We start from the raw sequence: 16,811 nt of genomic DNA, 5'->3' as shown, positions 1-16,811 counted from the left end.
AACTGATAAAGAGGACGGTATGTTTAGTATTCGTCCTTTTTTTGTTTTTGTGCAACACGATGAATGCGCAAACGCCAAAGCTTTGGCATAACAAAGAGCGCGAGATACATTACCACCCTGACGGCGAGGATATCGTTATCAATAACGGAACGCGCCGTTTTAACCGGGCTATTTATGGTACCAATACGGCATTCAGAGTGGAAGCAGGCGACTTACCCGAGTTCGCGATGTATTTGCCCGGTATGGGCGGCAATTTGCATTTTGGGATAAAAGCAGGCAACGAAAGCAAGTGGCTCATCAACATGGCGAATATTGAGGCCCGCTACCGCGCCGGTTCCATGCTCTATACCATACACGACCCCATGTTGGGGAACGGCATGCTGAACCTAACCGTTTTGGCAGGTGGCTCTACCGAAAGTTTGATTGTTAAAGCGGAGGTTAAAGGAACGACCACACCAATTACCCTGTTTTGGGCATTTGGCGGTGTTACGGGCAAGAAATTTAGTCGGGATGGTGATCTGGGTGCTGACCCGGAATCATCGTTTTATTTTAAACCGGAATACTGCGCCAACAATGCCTACCAGGTTATCGGAAATAGTTTTTATTTGAACTATACCGCCGTCGCGACAAGCGAGGCAGACCGTTATGAAATAAAACAACCGGGCACGGCCGGCAATACCGTAGTTACCACGGATAAAAATGTAATGAATGGCACCTTCCCGACGGGCGCTGAACTGCATATTGGCGATGCCACGCAATTGAACTCGCCGGATGCAGTATTTAATTCGAAGGTGGATAAAGCGCCGCTCATCACCGGAAAGGTAAGCGCAACCAACCAACAGCCCTTATATTTTTTGATACAAAGCCCGGCCGAAAGGAATGTGGTACCCTACAGCGCTTTACCGCAATTATTTGCAGATACGGAACTTGCAAGGCAAAAAATAGCCAACCGTATCAAAGTTGAAACGCCCGACCCGTACATCAATACCCTGGGCGGGGTGCTGGCCATTGCTGCCGACGCGATATGGGAATCGCCATCGTATATGCACGGTTCTATTGCCTGGCGGATGCGTTTGAATGCCTGGCGCGGGCCTTATGTGGCCGACGTGCTGGGCTGGCATGACAGGGCCGAATCGCACTTTACGGCTTATGCCGCTTCGCAAACTACGCTGCCACCTGGTCCGGTGGTGCCCGATACGGCGATGCATTTGGCGCGGCAGCTCGAAAAAATGGGCACAGCCATGTTTAGCGACGGGTATATCAGCCGAAACCCCAACAATAACAAAATAGCGCACCACTACGATATGAATTTGGTGACCATTGACGCTCTGCTGAACCATTTTTACTGGACGGGCGACCTGGACTATGTGAAAAAGATGTGGCCGATGCTTACACGGTCATTAGCTTGGGAAAAGCGCAATTTTGACGCCGATGGCGACGGTTTATATGATGCCTATTGCGCCATTTGGGCCAGCGATGCCCTGCAATATAGCGGGGGCGGGGTAACGCACTCGTCGGCTTATAACTATCGCGCGAACAAGGACGCGGCTTATTTGGCCAAACTCATCGGGCAAGACCCAAGGCCTTATCAAAATGAAGCCGACCATATCCTTGCGGCCATCAACAAAACGCTTTGGCTGCCGCAAACCGGGCAATATGCCGAGTTTGTGGATTTGTTAGGCAATAAATTAGTACACCCCAACGCCGCGCTCTGGACGGTTTACCATGCTATTGACGAGGGTATTGCCGATAATTTCCAGGCGTACCAGGCCACACGATATATCGATAATAACATACCGCATATCCCCATTATTGTTAAGGGTCTGGATACCGGTTTGTACACGCTGAGCACCACCAACTGGATGCCTTACGACTGGAGCCTGAACAATGTGGTGCTGGCCGAAGAACTGCATACGTCGCTGGCTTACTGGCAGGCGGGCAGGGCAGAGGATGCCTTTAAGTTGTGGAAAGGTTCGCTGGTGGAATCGCAGTATTTGGAAAGCAGTCCGGGTAATTTTGAAAACATGTCGTACTACGATGCCAACCGCGGCGAACTGTACCGTGATTTTGGCGACCCGATTGGCATGGCAGGCCGCTCATTGGTAGAGGGTTTGTTCGGTATCCATCCCAATGCATTGGCAGGAACTTTGACCATTAAGCCGGGTTTCCCGATGGCCTGGGACCATGCATCGCTGCATACGCCGGATGTGCAATTTGATTTTAAGCGGACAAAGGATATAAAAAATTATCAGATAACTGACTTGTATTCGATAATTCAGAATTTCCCAAAAAAAATGAGGTTAGTTTTTGATGTTAAAGCAATTGAATATTATGTACAATCAGTTACCGTAAACGGTCAGAGGGTTTCATGGAAGAATGTAGATGATGCTATCGAGATTCCGATGTTTCAATTAGAAAGCGGAATAAATGAAAAGTACAATATAAAAATTCAATGGGGATTAGACGGAACTGATAAGACTGAAATTATTCCGGTAACTACATCAAAGACATTTCACATAGGAGATACCTTTTCTGTTTTGACAAGTAGTAGACCGAGTAAATTGGCAGATTACGACCCACAGGGCGCATATAAGATGTTGGGAAGCGGGGCGAAAGTTCAGTACGGTCCCCATACTACGTTCACTCGTGTTGAGTTTGGGAACTTTAAATGGTGGGCGCCTCTGAACTTTGATATCAAACCTGATTTTGAAATCGCAAACGATGAAAAACAGCAGCCTAATACTCTAAAGTTTAAAATAGATTGTTATCAATGTAAGATAATTATTAATCCAGGTAATAATCAATATGCAACTAATGTTACGTCAAATGCCGTGAGCGTTCCACTATCAAATTTAATAGAAGGTAGTAATGTTATACGCATTGAGTATAGTAATAAAGTCTTTCAACAAACCATCACCAACTGGAATATCAAAAAAGAAACACCAAACCAGGAAACCATAAACCTTACCCCATACTTTAACGACCAGGTAACGAATATCTTTAAAAACAAATACCTCACACCGAGGCCAACATCGCCAACGCTGCAATTGCCATGGCAAGGTATTGGGGATTGGTGTTATCCGTTAGTGGAAGCTAATATTGATGATTCGGGTCTGCGAAAGGCGGCAGGGGATAAGAACGAGTTTGATACACCGCAGGGGCTGAAATTCGCTACGCCGGGTAAAACGGGCGAGAAGAATATATTGTTCACTTCGCAATGGGACAATTACCCCAAGCAGGCGGAAGTGCCGCTGTCGGGCAAGGCATTGCACGCGTATTTCCTGATGGCGGGTTCGACCAACCCGATGCAAAGCCGTATTGTAAACGGTGAAGTGGTGATTAATTATACCGACGGCACCAATGATATACTCGAACTGAAAAACCCGCAAACCTGGTGGCCCATTGAGCAGGATTATGAGGATGATGGTTACGCCTTTCAACTGAACGCGGCAAGGCCGATACGGGTGTACCTGAAGAGCGGCATCGCGGCTACGGAATGGAACACGTTTAAAGGCATCAAGGGCTTCGCGAGCAGGGGTATTGATGGCGGCGCGGCTACGATATTGGACCTGCCCTTAAATCCCGCCAAGGAGCTGAAAAACCTGCAGCTAAAAACGATTGCCAATGATGTGGTGATCGGGTTGATGGGGGTGACTTTGGTGCGTTAGCGATGTGCAAATGTGCGGATGGGTAGATGTGCAAATGAGAAGAATTTAATGTGTAGATGAGCAAATGTGTCCCGATAGCTATCGGGATGCAAATGAAGGAAAATGTGTTTTTTGGGGTGTTTAGATGGTGATAATTTGGGGCGATTTTTGTATTTTTGTGTGAGTGCGCATGGCGCAAAGAGCGGGGCGCAAAGCGTGAAAATATTCTTACTTTTTCCCCCTGCTGCTGAACCAATTTTAAATTGATAACCGATAGAGAATATAAAAGTGATGTTGAAAATACCTACTTTTTCCCCCCTTGATAGAGAGTCAAGAATCGAGAGTCAAGAATCAAGACGGATAGAAAATCTGTTAAAATATCTTACTTTTTCCCCCCTTGTTTTTTTTATGCTGTTGTTGGTAGTATCTACAGCATTGGCACAGGTAAAGAAACCGGTGGCTAAAAAGCGGCCCAATATCATCATCATTTTGGCGGATGATATGGGTTATTCGGATATAGGCTGTTATGGTGCCGAAACGCAGACGCCCAATCTTGATCAATTGGCCAAAACAGGCATGAAACTGACGCAGTTTTACAATGCTTCACGTTGCTGCCCTACAAGGGCTTCGCTGATGACTGGCTTATACCAACACCAGGTCGGGGTGGGCGATATGGTAAACACCCGTACCGCGCCTGCTTACGAGGGATACCTGAACCAAAACTGCGTTACTATTGCCGAGGCTTTAAAATCGGGCGGATATAATACCTTTATGGCGGGTAAATGGCATATCGGGCAGGCACCTGAGCATTGGCCGGTTAAACGGGGTTTTGACCATTATTTTGGTTTGATAGACGGTGCTAGCAGCTATTTTAACCCGACGATGCCTTACCGCCCCAACCAAAAGCTGACGATTGCTTTGGATGACAAGGAATTTACGCCGGGGCCGGGTTGGTATTCTACTAATGCCTATGCCGATTATGCTATCAAGTTCATCCACGAGAATAATGGCAACCAAAAACCTTTCTTTTTGTACATGGCTTTTACCAGTCCGCACTGGCCCATACAGGCTTTGCCCGAAGATATTGCCAAGTACAAGGGCAAGTATATGATTGGTTGGGACAAGCTGCGCGAACAGCGCCTTGCCCGACAAAAAGCTTTGGGTATTTTACCGCAGGATGCGCAGCTTTCGCCCCGAGACAAGAACGTACCTGAATGGGACAGCCTGACCCCCGAAGAAAAAGACCGTTGGGACACCAAAATGGCCGTTTACGCGGCGATGGTCGACCGTATGGACCAGAACATAGGCCGCATACGCGCCGAACTGAAAAAGAGCGGAAAAGACAAAAATACTGTCATCATGTTTTTGAGCGATAACGGCGCCAGCAGCGAGAGCATAAAAGGCGCAGGTTTTACACCCGAAGTGCAAGCCGCCAACAACAAACCAGCCAGCGACCCGACCAGTTTTACCGCTTATGAATATTGGGGCGCCAACGTGAGCAACACGCCCTTCCGTTTGTTTAAGCATTGGGAATATGAGGGTGGTACGGCCACGCCATTTATTGCCAATTACCCGGGTGTGATAAAACCGGGCGGCCAGTCGAACAAACCTGCGCATATTATCGATTTGATGTCGACCTGTTTGGATTTTGCCAAGGTTCCATATCCAAAAACTTATAACGGGAACAGTATTTTGCCTACCGAGGGCATCAGTTTAACACCTTTGTTTACCGGTAAAACCTGGAAAGGGCACAACGCCTTGTTTTTTGAGCATGAGGGCAACCGGGCCGTAAGGCAAGGGGAATGGAAACTGGTATCGCAAAAGCCCGATAACAAATGGGAGTTGTATAATATTACGACGGACCGCTCGGAAATGAACGATTTGAGCGCTCAATATCCCGAAAAGGTAAAAGCGTTGTCGGCCTTGTATGATGCCTGGGCGGTGCATGCGGGTGTAATACCATTTGATAAGCTTGAAAAACGAAAAGGAGAGGAGTTTTAATATAATTTGTTAAATGATTTATAAATGCTATTGATTTGTAGTTAATTGGTTATATTATTGTTACAATGACAACAAATAGGGGATTTGATTGTTAAAACATGTAAATTAGCCAATCCTAATTAAATTTAACATGAATAGAATATGTCCCCTGTTTCTATTGCTTGTGCTGCTATCGTCGTGCAACCATTCGAACGATGAAAAAGCGCAGGAGTGCGTAAAGAATTATTGTACAGATAATTTTTTTAACCCGGAGTTGTATCAACCCATATCCTTTGATCATGTAAAAGTTTACAACCAGGAATATGAAGAGACCGACGATTATAAATCGATGGTGGGCCGGATAAAATGGCTTGGGCACCAAAAAGACAGTCTTTATATTTTAATGTACCATGTTGAGGGCAGGGAATACCATGCCAGGCAAGTAGATACCATCGATAAAAAGATTGAGGACATAAACGCCAACTTAAAAGCCGGCAAAAAGGAGTTCAAAGGTATACAGGAGGGTTGGACAATAACCCATACTTATATCAAAAGCGATGAAAAAGGCAAAACGTTTCCAGATAGGTCAACTTTTGTGTTAAATCGCGACTTTACCAAAGTAATGCAGGTAATAGATAAATAATTGTTACATTTGTAATATAATAAGCCTTGATGGGATAAAAACAGGCTTTAATTGAAGATAAATGTCAGACAGTCAGTTACTTAAACGATTACGCATCGTAATAAAAGCCTGTGGCGGGCAAACCAAGTTTGCCAAAGCCTGTGGAATATCACAATCATTGGTGAGCCTGATGTTATCGGGCGACAGGGAAGTTAATTTCACAACCATCACCGCGGTTTGCCATGATTTGGGGTACTCGCCCGAATGGGTAATCCTCGGCACAGGCGACAAAATGCTGAACGGCAAAGAAGCTACCAAGTTGGTTACCGAGATACAGATACTCCGCACCGAAGTGGAGTTGTTGCATGCCCGCATGCGCCATTACGAAAAGGAGTTTGAGCTGATGTCGCAAAGGTTTAAAGAGCAGGAGAGCAAGTAAGTTGCCTTAGCTTGCTCTTTCTACGGTAATGGTGCATTCGCCCAACAAGGCAGCCATGGCACCCACAGCGGCCAATACCGGCGCGAGCACCACGCCAACCAAACCGATGGTGAGCGGGAAACTCATGAGTTCTTTGCCTGCTTTGTCAGTAATGCTTATCCGGGTTACGTTGCCCTCGGCAATCAGCTCCTTTATCTTTTTGAGAAGGGATTCGCCGTTGATGTGAAAGGACTCTTTTGTCTTAGTCATATTGTTGCGTAGTTATACATGCCCATTTTAATGATTTGGCAGCTTTCGTAAGCCATTTTGCGGTTGTATTCGTTGGTCAAGCGGTAAATGCTTAACAGGTCGACGAGTGTACCTATCCAGAAAAGCCCAAAGGTGAAAAGATAAACAATACCAAGTCCAACCTGACCCATTGCTATGCGATGTATACCAGCCAAGCCGAAGAAGCCCAGTATGCAAAGCAATAGCATATCTTGAGTGTTTTTCCTTTTAGAGGCGTAGAGGTTGTAGAAGTTTTGTTGTTGTTTGTCGTCCATGCCGTCGGTTGCGTGTTGCAAGTGCATCATTTCTTCGGTTGTGATACCCGGAAATGCCATATAAAGATTTGCGTTCATAACTTTTGATTTAGATTATGATATAAAGTTATGTTGTACTACTTAGTTGCCCTATACTAAATAGGCAAGCGCCTGCAAAAGGTCGGTAAAGTGCGGCATTTTTACGGTTAACATCCCGGTAAGGACATCAGGTTTTCTGCTTCTTCTTTTTAGCGGCAGGGAAGAGCACATTGTTCAAAATCAGGCGGTACCCCGGCGAGTTTGGATGCAAGGAAAGGTCGGTGGGCGGTTCGTTCATACTGTGTTGGTAGTCCTCGGGATCGTGCCCGCCGTAAAAGGTCCATTGACCTTTGCCGTACTCACCGTGGATGTAACGGGCCTCGTTGGCAGTTTTTAGCTCGCCCATAATGGTAACCCCAGGCTTAAGTTTGCTGATATCGAAAGCCGTTGCCAAACCCTTAAAGCCCTTGATTACACGGTCATGGTCTTGCGTAAGCATACTGGGTACCACATCCCATTTAGCCGAGAAGTCGAACAGGGTAAAGAAGTCGTGCTCCCTATCAACACGGCGGCTGCGCGATACATCGATATCACTGAACTGGCGCGAGTAGGGGTTAACATCTACAGTAAAGTTTTGGAAGGCCAGCGTTTGGCTAAAATCCAACTTGGACTGAGCTTTTGGGTCGGGAGGGTCGCCATCGTAAACCGCATCCACAATATCGGTATTGCATGCTGCCAGGGCTATGTCGAAACTATCCGCACCAGAGCACATGGCGAACAAAAAGCCACCACCACCACAAAAGTCGCGTATCTTTTGTGCCACGGCCAGTTTCATCTTCGATACCTTGGCAAAGCCCAAGCTGTGCGCCCTTGCTTCCTGGGTTTGTTTGTCCTCAACATACCATTCCTGGGTATTACCGTTAAAGGCTCCGTTGCTGTAACCGCCACTCATACCGCCGGGGTTACTTCTACCACCAAAATTTCCGGCACCCCCTCCGTATCCGCCGGCGCGGCCACCACCAAAACCACGGCCGCCCGAAAACTTACTGTATTGCCCTGTAAAGTCCTCATGGTGCAGGTGCAACCAGTCGTATTTGCTGAGGTCACCTTTTATAACTTCTTCATCATAGAGCAAATCGAACGGTATCTCTGCGTACTTTAAAACCAAAACTACCGCATCTTCCAGCGGACCTTTATTTTGGGGCGAATACACGGCTATTTTGGGGGCTTTCTGCAGTTTTACTACATCCATGTTCACCGATGGGTCGTTTATCAGTGTAATGATTTCGGCAACCTTGGCATCGGCAATTACTTCATAACTTACACCGCGTATCTTGCACTCATCTTCGGTTTTCTTGTCGTATGGTGCTAAAAAGCTACCACCGCGATAGTTTAGCAGCCATTGCACTTCTTCGCCGTTTTTGAGCACCCAAAAAGCTATCCCGTACGATTTAAGATGGTCATTCTGCGTTTCGTCCATCGGCAATAGAATGGACGATGCCCTGCTGATCATCGCAACAAGCAGCAGACAAAAGGCTATCAAATAGCTGAGGAGCTTCATTATATCAAATATAACAAACAAAACACGAAGCTATTGTTCTGACCTGCTTAGTATTAGCGTAACTTTCGTGCTACAAAAAACAAAACAGAAGAATGAGACTAAAGTCTGTCTATTCGTACCTCAAAGCTTCGATTGGGTCTAAACGCGCAGCTTTTTGTGCCGGGTAATATCCAAAGAATATGCCGGTTACAGCGCACACAATGAATGATAGTACAACCGATGACTCTGACACGATAGTTGGCCAACCCAATGTAGCGGTAACCAGCCAGGTTGATACCATGCCCAACACCACACCGATAACACCGCCGGTTATACTGATGAGTATCGCCTCCATTAAAAACTGGAGCATGATATCGGTACCGCGTGCACCGATGGCCATACGTAAGCCTATTTCACGCGTACGCTCGGTTACGGAAACGTACATGATGTTCATGATGCCAATGCCACCAATAACCAACGAAATGCCGGCTATGACCGTCAACAAAACGGTCAATAAACCACTTGTTGCACTTAGGGTATTAATCAGTTCAGCCTGGGTACGCACGGTGAAGTCGTTATCCTCATTGCTGCGCAGCCGGTGCGACTCGCGAAGTATACTCGTCATTTCGGTAACGGCCGCATCGGTAACGTTTTCATTGGCAGCCGAAGCGTAGATATTCTGGTAGTAAATGGTGGCCGATATTCTTTTTTGAACGGTGCCGATAGGGGCAATGAGGATATCGTCCTGGTCTTGCCCAAAAGCATTTTGACCTTTTGGGTTCAATATACCGATGATTTGGAAAGGTATCTTGTTAAATCGTATCACTTTTCCAATGGGGTTCTCACCACCAGGAAACAGGTTGTCAATTACAGTTTGGCCGATCAAGCAGACCTTTGCCGATGTGGTTACATCGTTCTCGTTAAACGGGATGCCGTCCTTTAGTGTTAGTTTTCGGATGTCGAGGTAGGAGGGACTGACGCCCTGCATGGAAGTAGGCCAATTCAATGCCCCATTAATAGCCTGGCCCCGCGAAGTGATAGACGGTGATATCTCCGTAATATATTGGACCTGTTTTTGCAGCGCGATGATGTCTTTTTGGGTGAGCGATTGGAAACTTGAACCAGCTATGCGCACGCCGCCGTTGAGGTTACTGGCAGGCGAAACCGTGAGCATATTTGAGCCCATGCTCGACAATTGGTCGTGGATGCTTTGTTTAGAGCCCTGACCTATGGCTACCATCGCGATTACGGCCGCCACGCCAATAATGATACCCAGCATGGTTAAAAAGGCACGCAACTTGTTGCGCTGCAATGCCCTGTAAGCTATCCGTATCAGGTTTAAAATATCCATTGCTTATATTTTGTAATCATCGGTAACCGGCAACTCGGCCAAAACTTGCTTCGCCGAACGGGGCTTCTCGTTTTTGGTATCCTTTTGTATCATTCCGTCGCGCAACAATATGGTGCGGCTGCTAAATGATGCGATATCCGGCTCGTGGGTTACAAACACAATGGTTTTCCCATGTGTTTGGTTCAGCTCCTGCATCAGCGCCATAATGCCATATGATGTGCGGCTATCCAGGTTACCGGTGGCCTCATCCGCCAATATCATTACCGGTTCGTTTACCAGCGCGCGGGCTATGGCAACACGCTGCTGTTGACCACCGGACAATTGGCTGGGCGTATGGTCGGACCTGTCGGCCAGCTGTACCGACTCCAACGCGTGCATGGCACGCTCCCTTCGTTCAGATACGCTCACATCCTTATTATACAGCAAGGGCAGTTCAACATTCTCCAATGCCGATGTGCGGGGCAACAGGTTGTACGACTGAAATACAAAGCCAATCTTACGGTTGCGTAATTGAGCCAGTTCATCGCGGGTCAGTTTTTTAACATCAACACCATCCAAAAAGTAATTGCCAATGGTAGGCTGGTCAAGGCAACCCAATATGTTCAGTAAGGTTGTTTTACCCGAACCGCTACTTCCCATTATGGTTACAAACTCGCCGGTTTCAACATTAAAGTTGATGCCCCTGAGTGCGTGAACCGTCTCAACACCCATCTGGAAGTCCCGTTTCAGGTCTTTTATTTCTAATATCGTCTTGCTCATCGTGGTCTTGTTGCGCCTCCGCCCGCGCCACCACCGGTGTTGCGTCGTGCAGGCATAAACGGACTTGCTGCAGGTTTGCCCGCAGCTGCAATGCCGTTAGGTCCGCCGGTGTATCCGGTAACCACAACATCAGTGGCACTTAGTCCTGACAGAACCTCTACCTGTGTATTATCATCAAGGCCGGTCTCTATTCTTTTTTGTACCAGTTTGTTGCCTTGCAATAACCAAACAAAGGCTTTTGTTTTAGGTATGCCCGATGTATCCTTCCGGCTTTTTACAGCGTGACCGCTCTGTGCAGCACCTGCTACGGTTGCGGTTGCATCTCCCTTTTTGCTTTTGTGAGGCGTACGGCCCACCACCTGGTATTTTGTCGACAGCACGGAATCCGGTGTGAAATTGATGGCCTTTACAGGGAGGAGCATCGCGTTGTTCACCTCTTTGGTATAAATGATGATATTGGCTGTCATACCCGGCTTTAATTTCATATCATCGTTCGGCGCATTGATAATGGTAGTATAGGTAACCACGTTGGCCGAAACAGATGGGTGCAGCCTGATACTCGAAACCGTGCCGCCAAACGAATCGTTTATAAAAGCATCAACCGTGAATGATGCCCGGTTACCGGGTTTAACATCACCAATATCGGCTTCATCCACATTGGCTTCAACCTCCATTTTGGTGATATCCTTTGCTATTACAAACAGGGTAGGCGTACTAAAACTTGCTGCTACTGTTTGCCCCACGTTGATATTACGGTTCAATACCACACCATCAATGGGAGAGTAAATATCAGTGTACGAAAGGTTCTTTGTTGCCAGCCTAACCTGTGCTTGGGCACTGGCAACGGCGGCTTTTGCTTCATCTAAAGTGTTCAACGCGGTATCAAAGTCGGCTTTGCTGATGGCATCTGCTTTGTAAAGCGTATTCTGCCGGTTAAAGTTGTTCTGTGCAAATACAAGTTGGCTCTGCGTGTTTTGCAGGTTGCCTTTGTATTGGTCGAGCGTGGCTTGCAACAATGATTTATCCAATTCGGCTATCAGTTCGCCCTTTTTCACAGTCGAATTGTAGTTTACATACAACTTGCTTAATATGCCCGATATCTGTGTACCTACGGTAACCGTATCCACCGGTTCAATCCTGCCGGTTGCGGTTACACTTTGCGCGATGTATCCCGTTGTCGGCTTTACCGTTTGCAATACAACAGGCTGTTCCGGTTTCCTGATAAAGAAAAACCAGGCTGCTACTCCAAGTATCGCGACGGCTAGAACAATCCAAACGGCTTTAGATTTCTTTTTAGATGCGATGGGTTTTATACCCGAAGCATCAGACTTTGTGCCTGGTGTAGCAGGTATAGGTGCCGGTGTATCGGTTTTTGGGTTGTCCATGTCGGTCGGTTTTATAGTTTAATAGGTACACCTCTGTAAAAGTCATATATTTTCATCGTGAGCAAAGCGTTGTATTTGGCCTGTACAAAAGCCTGCTCGGCCTGTACAAACTGGTTCTTTACCAGTAAAAAGTCCACTGTATTGGTCGCGCTTACCTTCAATTGCTCGTTGGCTATGCGATAACTTTCTTTACTGAATTTCAGTTCTTCGTTGGCAGCATCATACTGGCTTTGGGCGTTTTGTACGTTGATGTACGCCCGTTCCACTTCCTGTGATAGTGTTGTCCGCGTGTTCTTTAGGTTCAGTTCGGCCTGCTTAACGTTTATCTTTGCCTCTTCTACCTGAGTTTTTACCACCCGCCTGGTGAATATCGGCACCGAAAGCGTAATACCTACTTGTTGGTTAAAGTTATTGCCAAACTGCGGGAAAAGGTCTCCCTGCCCGGTTGTATAGCCCGTGCCTATCGAACCCCCTGCAATCAGGCTTGGTTTATAACCCGCATTGGCCAGATCCACACTATATTGGGCTATCTTCAAACCCAACTCGCCATTCTTTACCTCCGGACGGTTTTGCAAGGCGGTTTGCTCAGCATCCCTAAAAGGCGACACCACATTGGCCGGTGCCGCAATACTGTCCGGCTTCACCACATCAAAATGGATGTCAGTCGGTAATAGCAACAGTTGCTTCAGCGTAATCAGGTCGGTGCGCTCCAGGTTTTGCGAACTGATGAGTGTAAACTGGTCGGTAGCTTGTTGGGCCTGTAACTGTATCAGGTCCTTTCGCGCCACAGCGCCCACATCATAGCGCTGTTGCTCCAGTTTCACCTGCGCTTTTGTGGTATTGAGCAGGTCGGTATTGTATATGATGCTTTCCTTGTCGAGCAATACCGCGAGGTAAGCTTGTGTTATTTGTAGGGTGATGTCGTTTTCCTGCTGTATCACGCTCAGGTTGGCCGATTGCACCTCCAGGTTCTTTTGCAGGATATTGTTGTTGATATAGTTACCGTTGTACAGCGTAACGCTCGAGTTTAAACCATAATTACCATTTGCACTAAAGCCTGACGCACCATTATGCCCAAAATTCTGCGATGCCGTCCCCGAAAGGTTGGGCAATCTTGCCGCCTTGGCCAACAAAAACTCCTGCTGACTAACCTGTTGCGACAACTGCAGCGTATTGATTTGGATATTGTTCTTTCTGGCGTACTCAATGCACTTTTGCAGGTCCCATTGTATGGTGGCGCCTATCAGGGTACTGTCTTGCGCGAATAACTTAAAGCAACCCGTAACAAAGGCGATAATCAGCGTAAAACAACATTTCTTTAGTAGGGGCATCATTCAAAGGTTCTTCGGTCAATTAGCTGTGTCTCAATTATTATACAATGTAAATAACATTTTCTCATAATTGTTTGACCTAAATCACCAATACTCCCTTTTTTTTTCAGACCATCGATTATCACCTAAAAAATGGCCTCCACAAACAATTAAGTCACCACGATGTTACATACCGAAAAACCATGAAACCACTTTTAACCATACTCATCATCCTATATGCCTCATGTTTGTTTGCCCAAACACATAAGCCGGTAGCACCCAAACCTCAAACCAAAGTCGCGTCAAAAGATACCGTTATCGAAAAAGACACCTCTAAAGAAAACAAAGAACCCCGCTATTTCTACCTCTCGGCAAATACCAATGTGTTTGTGAACAGCAAAGGCGGTTTTGCCAAAAGGTTTTCTCCATCCATGGAGTTTGGCCGCACCTATGGCATATTCGATATCGGCCTGGCAACCGGAATGCTCAACACCCTCAGTTCCGGCAGCGACACCACCCATTTCATCGAGTTCCGTCCCACAATCAACATCTTCTCCAAGGGCCGTTTTGCCGAAGCCCTCTGTTTGGGTGGGGGCTATGTATTCAACGCCCAACAAGGCCTCATGACCGAAGTCTGCAACAGCATCAACTTCAACATCTCCGAAAACTGGGCTTTGGCCGTAGTACAAGGCTACTATTACTTCGACGGCACCAACAGCAGCCGCGGAACACAGTATATGGGCTTTAACCTCACCTATAACTTTCTGCGCAAGCACAGCACCAACAGCCAGCGTAAAAAGGACGCCATCATCAGCGATAAATAGAGCCCTTTATCCCGTTACCAGCCATGGCTTCTTGACGCTTGACTCTCGATTCTTCAATCTCTGCCATAGGGGGGGGGGAAGTAGGAATATCTTCCCTAAATACTTACATCCATTTCAATAACCTAATGACCTAATGACTAATGACCCAATGACCTAATGACTTCCACAACTTCTTAACAAAAGTTTAATAACTAAAACTCATTCCCATTGCATTGCGTAGGTATGTTTGTACAACAATTAACCATGCAGGCATTTAACAAACTCAGGGGCCTTTTTGCCGAAACCATTACGGTATGTACCGCCTTTGCCTATGCCAAACCAGCTTGGCTGCGCTCCCTGTTCTCCAAACAAACCCTGCAAAAACTCGGCACCCAACTGTACGACCCCACCCAAAGCGACGAGCGCAAAGCCCTCTCCGCCGCCATCGGCACATTGGTAGGTATTATGCCCATTTGGGGTTTCCAAACGCTGGCGGTTATTGCCCTGGCCATGCTGTTCAGGCTCAATAAGGCCCTGGTCATCATCTACTCGCAGGTCAGTTTCCCGCCCCTTATGCCCCTTATCATCTGGCTCAGTTACCGTACGGGCGAACATCTTATTGCCAACAACCCCTCCGCAAAACTCGTAACCCAACTCAAACAATACCTGTTCGGTAGCATTACCCTGGCCCTCGTGGCCGGTACAATCACCTTTATATTAACCCTTACAATCCTCAAAGCAAGTAAAGCCTTCACCCGACGTCGCTTAAGCTATGGCGGGCACGAAAAAGCAATCCAACCTGCCTGATATAATAACCCCCGTCATTGCGAGCGGTAGCGAAGCAACCCCTGCACATGCTATTCGATAATGCCCGTGTAGCACTAATCAGTCATCATACTATGTAAATCGTTCAGGGATTGCTTTCCCAAAGCATCGGGACAGGCCGTGCCTCGAAATGACAGAGTTTGATAGGGGGGAATTAGTAAGAATATTTAAACACATTTCCCATTCAATCATTCAAAAATCAATTAATCGATCAATCAATCAATAGTCCCCTTCTAATTGGGCCAGGCCTCACTTTCATCCATCACCTCATCCTCATCCCACATCAAATCCCTTTCAACCGTTTTAGTCTCCGCAATAATATCCCGGTCATGCTGTCCGTACCGATAGCTATCGGGAGCCAACGGATTCCGCACCCCATCATGCCGCCCATCTACTCCAGACTCAGAACTCCCCACTCCCGACTTCCCACTCAAAACATCTCCCTCTACTTCAATCATCCGACCTCCGTCCTCCGACTTCTGACCTCCGTCCTCCGACGTCTGACTTCCGTCCCCCGTCTCCCCCATATACCATCCCGCCGCCTCTATCTGCGGGCGCAGGTCGGCCATTATTTCCTCGCACACCTCCTCGGTATAGCCGCTCACATGCGGCACCTTGCTGTCCTCCGCCTCAAAGGCGATGTCTTCCGGCGTATCGCTGCGATCCACCTCGGGCAGGGGTTCCCATTTGGCCTTGTAAAAGCCCGTATGCTTGCACAACTTGTCCAGCGCCTGCATTTTGTTGTGGAGCTTAATTTTCACCAGCTCCCCATAAATATAACCGTCTTCGTGGCACATATCAGCGCGCTGGTAATAGCTCACCGCCGCTTTTTCCTCATCCGTTAGCTGGTGCATCTTCTTCGGCAGGCCGTAATCATCATAATAATTGCCCATATTACAAAAAGCGATCTTCATCAGCTCGCGTAATAGCATATCGTGCGTCAGCTCCGCGCGGGCGGCACTGCGGTTCATCGCCGCTTTTAAATACGCCTGAATTTTGGGCACATGCAGCAAACTCCCTTTAGCCGCCGTATTTTCGGTATACCCGGCATCCAAGGCCGCACGGTACGCGTTGAAACTCAATAAATACCCCTCACAAAATTTTTGTTGCTTAAAGCTCAGTTCTTGTAAAATTGCCATTGTTGTTATGTTTTTTGGTTTGAAAATGAATTTGTTGTTGTTTGGTTCATAGTTCATAGTTGATGGTTCATAGCAAAAAGTAATGGTTCATTCACCATGAACTATGATCCATGAACTATGAACTGCGAAGCATTACCATGAACCATGATCTATGAACTATATGCCGCGAAGCATCACCATGAACTATGATCCATGAACTATGAACCAACAACAAAGGTCGCAACAATTCACCTCAAAATAAAGCAATTCGGGAAAAATATTTTAGTTAAACTATTGAATTCCAATAACTTACTTGAATTCCAACTTTCCCCACACCGCTACCGCAAGCGTCCCCGTGGCTGTTGCGCAACGAAAGGATTATTTTCAATAATATTTTGTTAAGATATTGATATTTAGTATCTTAACATCATGCAAGGGAAGAAAAACTATCAAGAGAAGCTCTTTACCAATT

General features: G+C 46.9%; 14 protein-coding genes. 6 read left to right on the top strand and 8 right to left on the bottom strand.

Annotated features, from left to right (window positions below):
* The first annotated feature begins 59 nt into the window (after positions 1-59).
* The 4 genes from QZX97_RS14710 (at position 60) to QZX97_RS14695 (ending at position 6,688) form a co-directional block, all read left to right on the top strand.
* Entirely contained in the window at positions 60-3,668 is a 3,609-nt protein-coding gene (locus QZX97_RS14710) for a DUF4450 domain-containing protein (protein WP_295649514.1), read from the top strand.
* A gap of 387 nt (positions 3,669-4,055) precedes the next feature.
* Positions 4,056-5,648: an arylsulfatase gene (locus QZX97_RS14705; RefSeq protein WP_295649512.1), complete on the top strand. Its 1,593-nt coding sequence runs from the start codon at positions 4,056-4,058 to the stop codon at positions 5,646-5,648.
* 130 nt (positions 5,649-5,778) lie between these two features.
* A complete protein-coding gene (locus QZX97_RS14700) occupies positions 5,779-6,270 on the top strand; it encodes a hypothetical protein (RefSeq protein ID WP_295649510.1) in 492 nt (163 codons plus the stop codon).
* A 61-nt stretch (positions 6,271-6,331) separates the two neighbouring features.
* The gene (locus QZX97_RS14695) at positions 6,332-6,688 is read left to right on the top strand and encodes a helix-turn-helix domain-containing protein (RefSeq protein ID WP_295649507.1); all 357 of its coding nucleotides are present in this window, start codon (positions 6,332-6,334) and stop codon (positions 6,686-6,688) included.
* Between the two features lie 6 nt (positions 6,689-6,694).
* Here QZX97_RS14695 and QZX97_RS14690 read toward each other — a convergent pair whose 3' ends face one another.
* From QZX97_RS14690 to QZX97_RS14660, 7 genes are all read right to left on the bottom strand, one after another.
* On the bottom strand, positions 6,695-6,937 hold the full coding sequence (locus QZX97_RS14690; RefSeq protein ID WP_295649504.1) for a DUF4342 domain-containing protein: 243 nt from the start codon (positions 6,935-6,937) through the stop codon (positions 6,695-6,697).
* Entirely contained in the window at positions 6,934-7,308 is a 375-nt protein-coding gene (locus QZX97_RS14685; RefSeq protein ID WP_295649500.1) for a TM2 domain-containing protein, read from the bottom strand. Before QZX97_RS14685 ends, QZX97_RS14690 begins: the two co-directional genes overlap by 4 nt.
* 127 nt (positions 7,309-7,435) lie before the next feature.
* A complete protein-coding gene (locus QZX97_RS14680; protein ID WP_295649671.1) occupies positions 7,436-8,728 on the bottom strand; it encodes an asparagine synthetase B in 1,293 nt (430 codons plus the stop codon).
* 190 nt (positions 8,729-8,918) lie between these two features.
* Entirely contained in the window at positions 8,919-10,139 is a 1,221-nt protein-coding gene (locus tag QZX97_RS14675; RefSeq protein ID WP_295649497.1) for an ABC transporter permease, read from the bottom strand.
* A 3-nt stretch (positions 10,140-10,142) separates the two neighbouring features.
* Positions 10,143-10,898 (bottom strand): ABC transporter ATP-binding protein, encoded by a 756-nt coding sequence (locus tag QZX97_RS14670; RefSeq protein WP_295649494.1) that lies wholly within the window; start codon positions 10,896-10,898, stop codon positions 10,143-10,145.
* On the bottom strand, positions 10,895-12,283 hold the full coding sequence (locus QZX97_RS14665) for an efflux RND transporter periplasmic adaptor subunit (protein ID WP_295649491.1): 1,389 nt from the start codon (positions 12,281-12,283) through the stop codon (positions 10,895-10,897). The genes QZX97_RS14670 and QZX97_RS14665 overlap by 4 nt, the downstream gene beginning before the upstream one ends.
* Before the next feature lie 11 nt (positions 12,284-12,294).
* Positions 12,295-13,617, bottom strand: coding sequence for a TolC family protein (locus tag QZX97_RS14660; protein ID WP_295649489.1), 1,323 nt, complete (start codon positions 13,615-13,617; stop codon positions 12,295-12,297).
* Between the two features lie 179 nt (positions 13,618-13,796).
* Between QZX97_RS14660 and QZX97_RS14655 the strand changes: the two genes are divergently transcribed.
* Positions 13,797-14,417 carry a hypothetical protein gene (locus QZX97_RS14655; RefSeq protein ID WP_295649487.1) on the top strand — a complete coding sequence of 207 codons (621 nt, stop codon included), beginning with the start codon at positions 13,797-13,799 and terminating at the stop codon, positions 14,415-14,417.
* Positions 14,418-14,639: 222 nt separating this feature from the next.
* Positions 14,640-15,203, top strand: coding sequence for a DUF2062 domain-containing protein (locus QZX97_RS14650; RefSeq protein WP_295649485.1), 564 nt, complete (start codon positions 14,640-14,642; stop codon positions 15,201-15,203).
* Between the two features lie 251 nt (positions 15,204-15,454).
* Here QZX97_RS14650 and QZX97_RS14645 read toward each other — a convergent pair whose 3' ends face one another.
* Complete coding sequence (locus QZX97_RS14645; RefSeq protein WP_295649482.1) at positions 15,455-16,417, bottom strand: terminase small subunit; 963 nt, start codon at positions 16,415-16,417, stop codon at positions 15,455-15,457.
* Positions 16,418-16,811 lie beyond the last annotated feature (394 nt).

The organism is uncultured Mucilaginibacter sp., assembly GCF_903893715.1.
GTDB lineage: Bacteria > Bacteroidota > Bacteroidia > Sphingobacteriales > Sphingobacteriaceae > Mucilaginibacter.
Note: the sequence above shows the minus strand (reverse complement) of the source record. Positions and strands in the feature narration are given on the sequence as shown.

Coding starts and splice junctions, on each gene's coding strand:
- QZX97_RS14710 (WP_295649514.1), top strand. CDS start 60: ATGAATGCGCAAACGCCAAAGCTTTGGCATAACAAAGAGCGCGAGATA.
- QZX97_RS14705 (WP_295649512.1), top strand. CDS start 4,056: ATGCTGTTGTTGGTAGTATCTACAGCATTGGCACAGGTAAAGAAACCG.
- QZX97_RS14700 (WP_295649510.1), top strand. CDS start 5,779: ATGAATAGAATATGTCCCCTGTTTCTATTGCTTGTGCTGCTATCGTCG.
- QZX97_RS14695 (WP_295649507.1), top strand. CDS start 6,332: ATGTCAGACAGTCAGTTACTTAAACGATTACGCATCGTAATAAAAGCC.
- QZX97_RS14690 (WP_295649504.1), bottom strand. CDS start 6,937: ATGACTAAGACAAAAGAGTCCTTTCACATCAACGGCGAATCCCTTCTC.
- QZX97_RS14685 (WP_295649500.1), bottom strand. CDS start 7,308: ATGAACGCAAATCTTTATATGGCATTTCCGGGTATCACAACCGAAGAA.
- QZX97_RS14680 (WP_295649671.1), bottom strand. CDS start 8,728: ATGGACGAAACGCAGAATGACCATCTTAAATCGTACGGGATAGCTTTT.
- QZX97_RS14675 (WP_295649497.1), bottom strand. CDS start 10,139: ATGGATATTTTAAACCTGATACGGATAGCTTACAGGGCATTGCAGCGC.
- QZX97_RS14670 (WP_295649494.1), bottom strand. CDS start 10,898: ATGAGCAAGACGATATTAGAAATAAAAGACCTGAAACGGGACTTCCAG.
- QZX97_RS14665 (WP_295649491.1), bottom strand. CDS start 12,283: ATGGACAACCCAAAAACCGATACACCGGCACCTATACCTGCTACACCA.
- QZX97_RS14660 (WP_295649489.1), bottom strand. CDS start 13,617: ATGATGCCCCTACTAAAGAAATGTTGTTTTACGCTGATTATCGCCTTT.
- QZX97_RS14655 (WP_295649487.1), top strand. CDS start 13,797: ATGAAACCACTTTTAACCATACTCATCATCCTATATGCCTCATGTTTG.
- QZX97_RS14650 (WP_295649485.1), top strand. CDS start 14,640: ATGTTTGTACAACAATTAACCATGCAGGCATTTAACAAACTCAGGGGC.
- QZX97_RS14645 (WP_295649482.1), bottom strand. CDS start 16,417: ATGAACTATGAACCAAACAACAACAAATTCATTTTCAAACCAAAAAAC.